9 protein-coding genes and 1 pseudogene are annotated in these 9,077 nt (G+C 39.9%); 4 read left to right on the forward strand and 6 right to left on the reverse strand.

The annotated features are described in order from the left end of the window. Positions 1-198: 198 nt before the first annotated feature. Together ACM0OP_RS22795 and ACM0OP_RS22800 are read right to left on the reverse strand one after the other, a co-directional pair. Positions 199-1,044, reverse strand: coding sequence for a metal ABC transporter permease (locus tag ACM0OP_RS22795; RefSeq protein ID WP_414530696.1), 846 nt, complete (start codon positions 1,042-1,044; stop codon positions 199-201). A 34-nt stretch (positions 1,045-1,078) separates the two neighbouring features. Further along, positions 1,079-1,834: a metal ABC transporter ATP-binding protein gene (locus ACM0OP_RS22800; protein ID WP_414530704.1), complete on the reverse strand. Its 756-nt coding sequence runs from the start codon at positions 1,832-1,834 to the stop codon at positions 1,079-1,081. Positions 1,835-1,960: 126 nt separating this feature from the next. On the opposite strand from ACM0OP_RS22800, the gene ACM0OP_RS22805 reads away from it, so the two are divergent. The 3 genes from ACM0OP_RS22805 (at position 1,961) to hisS (ending at position 6,051) form a co-directional block, all read left to right on the forward strand. Continuing rightward, a complete protein-coding gene (locus ACM0OP_RS22805) occupies positions 1,961-2,932 on the forward strand; it encodes a metal ABC transporter substrate-binding protein (protein WP_414530697.1) in 972 nt (323 codons plus the stop codon). 129 nt (positions 2,933-3,061) lie between these two features. Further along, a complete protein-coding gene (locus ACM0OP_RS22810; protein ID WP_414530698.1) occupies positions 3,062-4,480 on the forward strand; it encodes an aldehyde dehydrogenase family protein in 1,419 nt (472 codons plus the stop codon). A 182-nt stretch (positions 4,481-4,662) separates the two neighbouring features. After that, entirely contained in the window at positions 4,663-6,051 is a 1,389-nt protein-coding gene (gene hisS, locus ACM0OP_RS22815; protein WP_414530699.1) for a histidine--tRNA ligase, read from the forward strand. A 116-nt stretch (positions 6,052-6,167) separates the two neighbouring features. On the opposite strand, the gene ACM0OP_RS22820 is transcribed toward hisS, so the two are convergent. After that, positions 6,168-6,545 (reverse strand): hypothetical protein, encoded by a 378-nt coding sequence (locus tag ACM0OP_RS22820; protein ID WP_414530700.1) that lies wholly within the window; start codon positions 6,543-6,545, stop codon positions 6,168-6,170. A gap of 194 nt (positions 6,546-6,739) precedes the next feature. On the opposite strand from ACM0OP_RS22820, the gene ACM0OP_RS22825 reads away from it, so the two are divergent. Then, positions 6,740-7,138 carry a nuclear transport factor 2 family protein gene (locus ACM0OP_RS22825; RefSeq protein WP_414530701.1) on the forward strand — a complete coding sequence of 133 codons (399 nt, stop codon included), beginning with the start codon at positions 6,740-6,742 and terminating at the stop codon, positions 7,136-7,138. 34 nt (positions 7,139-7,172) lie between these two features. On the opposite strand, the gene purU is transcribed toward ACM0OP_RS22825, so the two are convergent. The 3 genes and pseudogenes from purU to ACM0OP_RS22840 form a co-directional block, all read right to left on the reverse strand. Continuing rightward, positions 7,173-8,027, reverse strand: coding sequence for a formyltetrahydrofolate deformylase (gene purU / locus ACM0OP_RS22830; RefSeq protein WP_414530702.1), 855 nt, complete (start codon positions 8,025-8,027; stop codon positions 7,173-7,175). Positions 8,028-8,044: 17 nt separating this feature from the next. Beyond that, on the reverse strand, positions 8,045-8,656 hold the full coding sequence (locus ACM0OP_RS22835) for a DUF4340 domain-containing protein (protein ID WP_414530703.1): 612 nt from the start codon (positions 8,654-8,656) through the stop codon (positions 8,045-8,047). A 6-nt stretch (positions 8,657-8,662) separates the two neighbouring features. Beyond that, positions 8,663-9,077, reverse strand: a pseudogene (locus tag ACM0OP_RS22840) (ABC transporter); the annotation flags it as partial.

Consider the following 9,077-nt stretch of genomic DNA (forward strand, 5'->3'; position numbering starts at 1 on the left):
AACTACTATACCTGAATATGTAAAGTTTTGTAACGAGATTCAACATTTCTGCTTTTTTATATATAGCAACCGCCAAGTAGGTTAGGACATCAACGGATAATAAAATTGAGACACCATTCGGATGTTAACCCAGTATTCAGTCCCCAGTCCCCAGTCCCCAATCCCCAATCCCCAATCCCCAATCCCCAGCTATGAACTTTATTTTTGATTAAGTCTTGATGTAAAAATACCGTGTCTGGGACTAAACAGTAATGCTAAGAGAAATATACCTGATGCTACTAATACAATGGCGGGACCAGAGGGTAAATTATAATAGTAGCTGAGGTACATTCCACTAATACTAGAAGTTACCCCAATCAACGCTCCTAAAATCATGACTTGATGAAGGCGTTTGACTAATAGATAAGCGGTTGCGCCTGGTGTAATTAACAGTGCTAATACTAAAATTACACCGACAGTTTTCATGCTGGCAACTATTGTTAAGGAAATTAGCACCATTAACCCGAAGTTAAGCCGATTGACTGGTAAACCTGCGGCTTGTGCGCCTAATGGATCAAAGGTGTAAAATAAAAGTTCTTTGTATAATAAAAATATGATGATTAATACTATAGCAGCAATGATGGCGGTGTCTCGCACTTCGTCAGATGTTACCCCAAGAATGTTACCAAAAAGAAAGTGACTCAGATCAATTTTTTGGTCTTTTTGAATAATAGTAATTAAGGTGATTCCCAGGGCGAAAAATGCCGAAAGAACTATACCCATTGCAGCATCTTCTTTAATAGGCGATCGCGTTTGAATCCAGGCGATCGCCATTGTACTCACAACCCCAGCTATAAATGCACCAATATAGATATTTCCTCCCAGCATAAAGGCGATCGCTAGTCCTGGTAATACAGAATGACTAATCGCATCACCCAGTAATGCTAATCTTTGTACCATCAAGTAACTACCCACCACCGCACACAGCAAACCGACTATAATGGCTATGACGAGCGATCGCTGCATAAAACTGTATTGCAATGGCTCAATTAATGCTTGTAGCATAAGTATTTATCCGATTTGCAGACATAGAAACCATTTAAGCGGCGTTATCAAAGTACATGACTTGACCATTATATGCACGATAGAGATTTTGCTTTGTCAAAACTTGCTCACGGATACCTGTAGCGATTAATTCCCGATTGAGTAAAATTAAATCATCAAAGTGGGTGATAGATTCCCCTAAATCGTGGTTAACTACCAAAACAATTTTACCAGCCGCCGCCAGTTCCTGAAACACTGCAAAAATTACAGCTTGGGTTTTTTGATCAATACCTACAAATGGTTCATCAAAACAGTATATATCTGCTTGCTGTGCCAAAGCACGAGCTAAAAATACCCTTTGTTGCTGTCCCCCTGATAATTCTCCAATGGGGCGATCGCAATAGTCAAACATTTCCACCCGTTTCAAAGCATTTTTAGTTTCCTGGCGACTCACAGCCGAAAAACTACGTAACCAACCAGTCTTTTTTACCCTTCCCATCATCGCCACATCCCAAACTGTCGCCGGGTAAGTCCAGTCAATTTGGCTACGCTGGGGAATATATGCCACTTTCTCTAATTGCTGCTTTAAAGGTTTCTCTTGATACAACACTGTACCACTACTGAGAGGAACTAACCCCAACATGGCTTTCATTAACGTACTTTTTCCCGCGCCATTGGGGCCAAAAATTCCCGTTATCCTCCCTGGTTTGACCACACAGTTAACCTCTGTTAAAGCTGCTGTTGACCGATAATGCACCCCGACATGGGCAATATTAATACTTGCAGTAGTCGGTGTGAAAGTTTCTGGCATGGTGTAGACAGCATTTAAGGGCAGGTTAACAGCTCTCATTTTGAAGAATCCCAGGAAAAATGAAAAGAATATGAGAATAGTGTAACTTAAATATGAGAACAATATGAGAACAAGTGTAACAAGTCCATGAAAGCAATTACTCAGTCAAAAGCTAGATCCTGCTGGTTACTGGGAGTATTGTTAGGAATTTCCCTGGGAGGGTGTAACCAAGTAGACTCTAACCCCATCGCTACCGAGGAAAATACTCAGCCACGAGTAGTTGCAACTAGCACCATTATTACTGATTTAGCAGAGAAAGTTGGGGGAGAGGAAATTCAGTTAACTGGGATTCTGCAACCAGGAGTTGATCCTCATGTCTATGAACCCACACCAGCAGATAGTCAGGTTTTAGAAACAGCCGATTTAATTTTGTATAACGGCTACAACTTAGAACCAGCACTAATTAATTTAATGAATGCGGCGGGAGAGAAGGCGCGCAAAGTAGCCGTGGGGGAAGTTGTCAAACCTCTACAGTTAGATGGATATGAAGGAAAAGTTGTCCCAGATCCTCATGTTTGGGGAAGTGCAGAAAATGCGATCGCTATGGTAAATTTAATCCGCTATGAATTGATAGAATTATCCCCCGCAGAGGCAGAAATTTTTACGCAAAGAGCCGCAAAATTAACCAATGAATTACAGCAGTTACATAACTGGATTAATCAACAGATACAAACCATTCCCCCAGACAAACGCCAACTAGTCACCACCCATGATGCCTTTCAATATTATGCTCAAACCTATGGCATTGCGATCGCCGGCACACTCATTGGTCTTAGCACAGAAGAACAACCCAGCGCCCAAACAGTCACCCGTTTAGTAGAAGCCATCAAAAAAACCCAAGTCCCCGCAATTTTTGCCGAAACCACAATTAACCCCGCATTAATTACCACCGTAGCCCAAGAAGCCAGCGTAAAATTAGCCCCACGACAACTATACTCTGATTCCATTGGCGCAAAAGGTAGCGAAGCCGATTCCTACATCAACATGATGGTAGCCAACACCCGCACCATAGTAGAAGCATTAGGTGGTAACTATACATCCTTTCAACCCACAAATTAATCCTTAACGGAAACTCATGCGGAGATGGAATTGGCAGTTTTCCTCACCAAAAAGTATTCAATCGTTAACGAAATTAGGCATAATTTAACTATTCATAGGGGGATAAAACATCACAACCAACAACCCATCATGACTCAACCAATCGAAATCCGTAACCCCCGAACAGGAAAATTTGACTATGTAATTCTTCCTCCTCCCCCAAGGCTGCTAGTACACCAATGTAACCGCGCCCGGAGAGCGCAAATTCACTGGAAACAGATAGGTTTAGCCGCCAGAATTGACGCATTACAGCAATGGAAACAAGCCATCATCTATGAGCGGGAACAGCTAACACAGGCTTTAGTCACCGATACAGGTAGATTATCAACCTCAGTATTAGAAATCGACACCTTCCTGTCTACCATTAACCGTTGGTGTAGATTAGCACCAGAAATACTGCAAACCTTAGCCAAAAATACAGCCACACCATTCATTAGCCTGCAACAAACATCAGTACCTTACCCCCTAGTAGGAGTAATTAGCCCCTGGAATTTTCCCCTACTACTCTCTACAATTGATACTATTCCCGCATTATTAGCAGGTTGTGCCGTCATCGTCAAACCCAGTGAAATCGCCCCCCGCTTCGTCGCCCCACTGATGACAGCCCTCAACACTGTCCCAGACTTGCGTGATGTCTTAAGTTTCCTTGAGGGAGCAGGTGAAACAGGTGCTACCCTCATAGAAAATGTAGATTTGATCTGTTTTACAGGTAGTGTCGCCACAGGTAGAAAAGTTGCAGAAGCCGCAGCTAAACGGTTTATACCCGCCTTTTTAGAACTAGGGGGAAAAGACCCAGCCATTGTTTTAGAATCAGCCGACATAGAATTAGCCACCTCAGCCATATTATGGGGTGCAGTCGTTAATAGCGGACAATCATGTCTTTCCATAGAGCGAATTTACGTCGCCGAATCCATATTTGAAGAGTTTTATCATCAACTAGTAGTCAAAGCCCATAGTTTAGAATTAGCCCATCCCCAACTTGACAGTGGAGAAATTGGCCCCATTATTGCCGAAAAACAAGCCGCAATTATTCACGACCATCTTCTAGATGCAGTGGAAAAAGGCGCATTAATTCATTGTGGCGGTAAAGTAGAAGAAATTGACGGCGGTTGGTGGTGTCGTCCCACAGTCATTACCCAAGTCAACCACTCCATGAAAATCATGACCGAAGAGACATTTGGCCCCATCATGCCAGTCATGGCCTTTCCCACCATTGAAGAAGGGATATACTTAGCAAATGACTCCATATATGGACTCAGTGCGGCCGTATTTGCTGAAACAGAAGCAGAAGCCTTAACAGTAGCCGAACACATCGATGCAGGCGCTATCAGTATCAATGATGCCGCTTTAACAGCCCTCATTCATGAAGGAGAAAAAAATTCCTTTAAATTCTCCGGTATGGGTGGTTCACGCATGGGGCCAGCATCAATCAAACGCTTCCTGCGAAAAAAAGCATATTTGATTAAAACTGACATAAATAGAGACCCTTGGTGGTTTAATAACCAGTGAAACCACTACAGCACTAGAAATACCCTTATACGCCATCAAACAGAAGCAAATATCATTGTGCATCAACCTCTTTTATCCTTCTCTTGGCGACGTGGGCAACTGTTCGACATTCTATATTTTCTCCTTCAGCCAACAAGCGCTATAATTTAAACTTTCAAACTTATAATTAACTAAGAAAAAACATGGCAAAAAGTGACAAAATCAACTTTTCAACACCTAGTGGATTTCCCGAATTTCTCCCCAGTGAAAAGCGCTTAGAAGTATACTTGTTAGATACCATTCGCCGAGTCTTTGAAAGCTACGGATTTACCCCCATAGAAACCCCCGCAGTGGAACGCTTAGAAGTTCTCCAAGCTAAAGGCAATCAAGGAGATAATATCATCTATGGCATTGACCCCATTCTCCCACCAAATCGCCAAGCAGAGAAAGAAAAAGCTGGAGAAACAGGTTCAGAAGCCAGAGCCTTAAAATTTGATCAAACAGTGCCTTTAGCAGCTTATATTGCCCGCCACCTGAATGAATTAACCTTTCCCTTTGCCCGTTACCAAATGGATGTAGTATTTCGGGGAGAAAGAGCCAAAGATGGGCGGTTTCGGCAGTTTCGTCAATGTGATATTGATGTCGTGGCGCGACGGGAACTGAGTTTACTTTATGATGCTCAAATGCCAGCAATTATCACCGAAATTTTTGAAGCAGTTAATATTGGTGATTTTCTAATTCGCATCAATAACCGGAAAATTCTCACAGGATTTTTTACATCTGTGGGCATTGCAGAAGATAAAATTAAAACCTGTATTAGTATAATTGATAATTTAGAAAAAATTGGCGAAGCTAAAGTTAAGCAAGCCTTAGCAGCAGAAGGAATTAATACTGAACATACTCAAAAAATTATTGATTTTATTAACATTAATGGCACAGTTGATCACGTCTTAGATAAACTCAAACATTTGGCGGAAAATCTCCCAGAAGCGGAGCAATTTAATTTAGGTGTAACCGAGTTAGCCACTGTCATTACAGGTGTGCGTAATTTGGGAGTATCTGAAAAGCGGTTTTGTATTGATTTAGCAATTGCCCGTGGTCTTGATTATTATACTGGCACAGTTTACGAAACAACCCTATTAGGACATGAAGCTTTAGGTAGTATTTGTTCTGGTGGCAGATATGAAGAATTAGTGGGAACTTTTTTAGGCGAAAAAATGCCCGGTGTGGGAATTTCCATTGGCTTAACTCGGTTAATTAGTCGCTTGTTAAAAGCTGGTATTCTCAATACTTTATCTGCGACACCAGCCCAAGTAATGGTAGTGAATATGCAAGCCGATTTAATGCCGATTTATTTACAAGTTTCTCAAAATTTGCGCCGGGCGGGAATTAATGTGATAACTAATTTTGATAAACGTCCCTTGGGGAAACAATTTCAACTGGCGGATAAACAAGGGATTCAATTTTGTGTAATTATTGGTTCTGAGGAAGCAGCAGCGCAAAAGTCATCTTTAAAGGATTTAAAATCCGGTGAGCAAATTGAAGTTACACTAGCTAACTTAGCTGAGGAAATTAAAACCAGACTGGGCTAACTACTTAAAGTTTGTAGTGAGGACTTTAGTCCTCCATAAATCTGAAAATAGAGTAAATGACTAAATATTTTTCAACTTAGAAAGCTCATCTTTTACAGCTTCAATAAAGTGTTTTTTTATATTGTTGAAGTTTTGATTTTGCTTGTAGTAAGTTGTGTATTAGATGCTAATACACAACTTACTACTTTTTTAGATTGCTCAATTACTTCTTCCGTTGCTAAAATTTCAATTTGAGAAAAGTAATTAATTATTGAATCTAACTCTTTAACACTACTAGCTTTTTCTTGTGTTGAAAACAGTATGAGCTTATTAGCTTGACTTAAAAAATCAGAATAAATCTTTTGACGAATAGTTAGATCCTCTTTTATCAGAATTAACTGCCATTCTTTAAGTTTAATACTTTTGTTGGTCAAATAACTTATAAATCCTCCTAGCAGAGTAATTAATATTCCTGCAAAAACTGGGATGCTCCCTGCATTAACTTGTGGCGACATATATAAAACCTAGATATCTCAATGCTGTAAATTAACATAGATTCGATTCTAATAGATAACATTGCAGTACAGTAGTTGTCATAAAGACTTAGTATAAATACGAGCTTATTTTCTTTTTACATGACCAAACCTATAGTTTGATGTATTTCTCCTAACTTACTATCATTGAAAATGATATCTTCAAGGTAATGAGTATGCAACAGCAGTCAGAAAAAACTTTAAAAATTGCTGAAAAAGCATTTGACCATTTTACCCAGGGTTTAGTCACAGGGGAGTGGGAAGGGTTTTTAGATATGCTTACGGAAGATTTTACTTTTTGGTTCCCTATGGGGAAGTTTCACGGTTTAAATGAGGGTAAAGACCGCGCTAGGGAATTTTTTGAATATGTATCTGCGTCTTTTAGTTCTGGACTAAATCTGACTTCTTTAGACCGTGTTACCAGTAATGAAACTACTGTGGTTTTTGAGTTTCGTGATGAGGGACTGTTGTTGAATCAGCCTTATAAAAATCGGGTAGCAGTTTCTTTTGATATCCGTAGGGATAAAATTTGTGGATATCGGGAATATTTTGGTAGTGATGGTAAATCTTTTTAAACGCTGATAAACGCTGATGAAGCCGGGATGATTTTTATCCAAATACTACTGTTCTATTTGTATATACTAGGACTCTATTTTGTAGGTGTAATCTCACGGCTCTGGCTAAGACTACTCTTTCTAAATCTTTACCTTTTCTAATTAAGTCTTCAACTTCATCGCGGTGACTGACTCTCACTACATCTTGCTCTATGATGGGACCTGCATCTAAGTCAGCAGTGGCGTAATGGGCGGTAGCACCAATAATTTTAACGCCGCGTTCAAAGGCTCGGTGATAGGGATTTGCACCAACGAAGGCTGGTAAAAATGAATGATGTATATTAATTATTTGGGGAAATTTTTCAATAAAATCTGCGCTGACTACTTGCATATATTTGGCTAAAACTACTAAGTCAATTTTGTATTTTTGCAGTAGTTCTAGTTGCTTGGCTTCTTGTTCGGCTTTATTATCTTTGGTAATGGGAATGTGATTAAAGTCTATACCAAATTGCTCTGCTACTGTCTGTAAATTAGGATGATTACTAATTATTAGGGGAATGTCTGCGGCAAATTCTTTGGCTCTTTGTCGCCAAATTAAGTCAAATAAGCAATGGTCTTGCCGACTTACCCAAATGGCAATCCGTGGTATAGTATCAGAGAAGTGTAATTCCCATTTTGCATCTAGTGGTTGGGCGATCGCATTAAATGCAGGTGCAATGACTTCTTTTGGTAAATTGAAACCTTCTAACTCCCATTCCATGCGGGTGAGAAATAAACCAGCCTCTGAGTCTGTATGCTGGTCTGCATGAATAATATTTCCACCATTAGCATAGATAAAATTGGCAAATTTGGCAACTAGTCCTCTTTGGTCGGCACAGGAAATCAGTAATGTGGCGGTGGGTTTGGTCATGTAAACTGAATTAATTTTTAATCGTTAATTGTGTCATTTTCTGGAGTTGTTTCCACCTCATTGCTGTCTTGGGGTTGTTTCCATTCTGAAATTTCCCGATTGACAGCATTAGCAAAGTCTGTAGAGACTAAGAAAACATTTATATTACCATTTTCTGGAGTTACCGCATCAGTTTTGGCGTACAAAAAACGATTGTTAAAGTCTGGTTTACCTAAAGTTAGCTGATGGTTTTGCTGATTTTTCAGGTTAATCTCAATGGTTGCTAGTGGTTCATTGAAACCAAATTGGTCTAACTCACTAACTGGAGTGGATAAAGTGCGATCGCTTTCACCTTGCACTAACAAATTGGTTAAATAAGCAACTATAGCATCATTAGCTGGTTCTTGGCTGGGAGATGTCAGCAACCACCGGGAAGTTTCCCCTTCAGTATTACGTTCTAAATTCAAGGTAATATCTGCTGTTTTAACTGTTAAAGATTGTATATCATCTTCTGTAAAGGAGAACATTTGTTGCTGTTGTTGCTGCACTTGTTCTCTCTGAGTTTTGCCTTGAATTTCATAGAAATAAACAAAGCCACTCAAACCCAAAGCCAGAAATACTAAAACTAAAGTTGTCCGTGGTAATTTCATTTTTAATTATCTCCGTCGCCACCAAATAATTGCCGCAATTACTAACCCAATTAACGGTAATATTAACAAAGATGAAAATGTTAGAAGATTCGCTTGTACAATATTCAAATTAATGCGTCGGTTGCTGGCTTCTTTGGGGCGAATGGAAAGGGGTTGTTGATCTTGTTGACTCAACCAAGTAACTGAGTTGAGAAACACATCTCCATTTAGTTGTCTATCAAATAAGCCATCGGTGGCAAATTCTGAATCTCCTATTACCACTAACCGGGATTCAATGACCGATGTTTCTGTTGTGGGTGAAGTTTCATCTGCGGGTTCAGTTTCTGCTTCCGTTGTGGGTGAAACTTCGGGAAGAGAATTAGTTTCTGTTTCTGTTGTGGGTGAAGTTTCATCTGCGGGTTCAGTTTCTGCTTCCGTTGTG

Origin of the sequence: Nodularia chucula CCY0103 (genome assembly GCF_963923915.1) — a bacterium.
In the GTDB taxonomy this organism is placed as follows: Bacteria; Cyanobacteriota; Cyanobacteriia; order Cyanobacteriales; family Nostocaceae; genus Nodularia; species Nodularia chucula.

Excerpts from the sequence above, each read along its gene's own strand:
- ACM0OP_RS22795 (WP_414530696.1), bottom strand. The coding sequence starts at position 1,044 with ATGCTACAAGCATTAATTGAGCCATTGCAATACAGTTTTATGCAGCGA.
- ACM0OP_RS22800 (WP_414530704.1), bottom strand. The coding sequence starts at position 1,834 with ATGCCAGAAACTTTCACACCGACTACTGCAAGTATTAATATTGCCCAT.
- ACM0OP_RS22805 (WP_414530697.1), top strand. The coding sequence starts at position 1,961 with ATGAAAGCAATTACTCAGTCAAAAGCTAGATCCTGCTGGTTACTGGGA.
- ACM0OP_RS22810 (WP_414530698.1), top strand. The coding sequence starts at position 3,062 with ATGACTCAACCAATCGAAATCCGTAACCCCCGAACAGGAAAATTTGAC.
- hisS (WP_414530699.1), top strand. The coding sequence starts at position 4,663 with ATGGCAAAAAGTGACAAAATCAACTTTTCAACACCTAGTGGATTTCCC.
- ACM0OP_RS22820 (WP_414530700.1), bottom strand. The coding sequence starts at position 6,545 with ATGTCGCCACAAGTTAATGCAGGGAGCATCCCAGTTTTTGCAGGAATA.
- ACM0OP_RS22825 (WP_414530701.1), top strand. The coding sequence starts at position 6,740 with ATGCAACAGCAGTCAGAAAAAACTTTAAAAATTGCTGAAAAAGCATTT.
- purU (WP_414530702.1), bottom strand. The coding sequence starts at position 8,027 with ATGACCAAACCCACCGCCACATTACTGATTTCCTGTGCCGACCAAAGA.
- ACM0OP_RS22835 (WP_414530703.1), bottom strand. The coding sequence starts at position 8,656 with ATGAAATTACCACGGACAACTTTAGTTTTAGTATTTCTGGCTTTGGGT.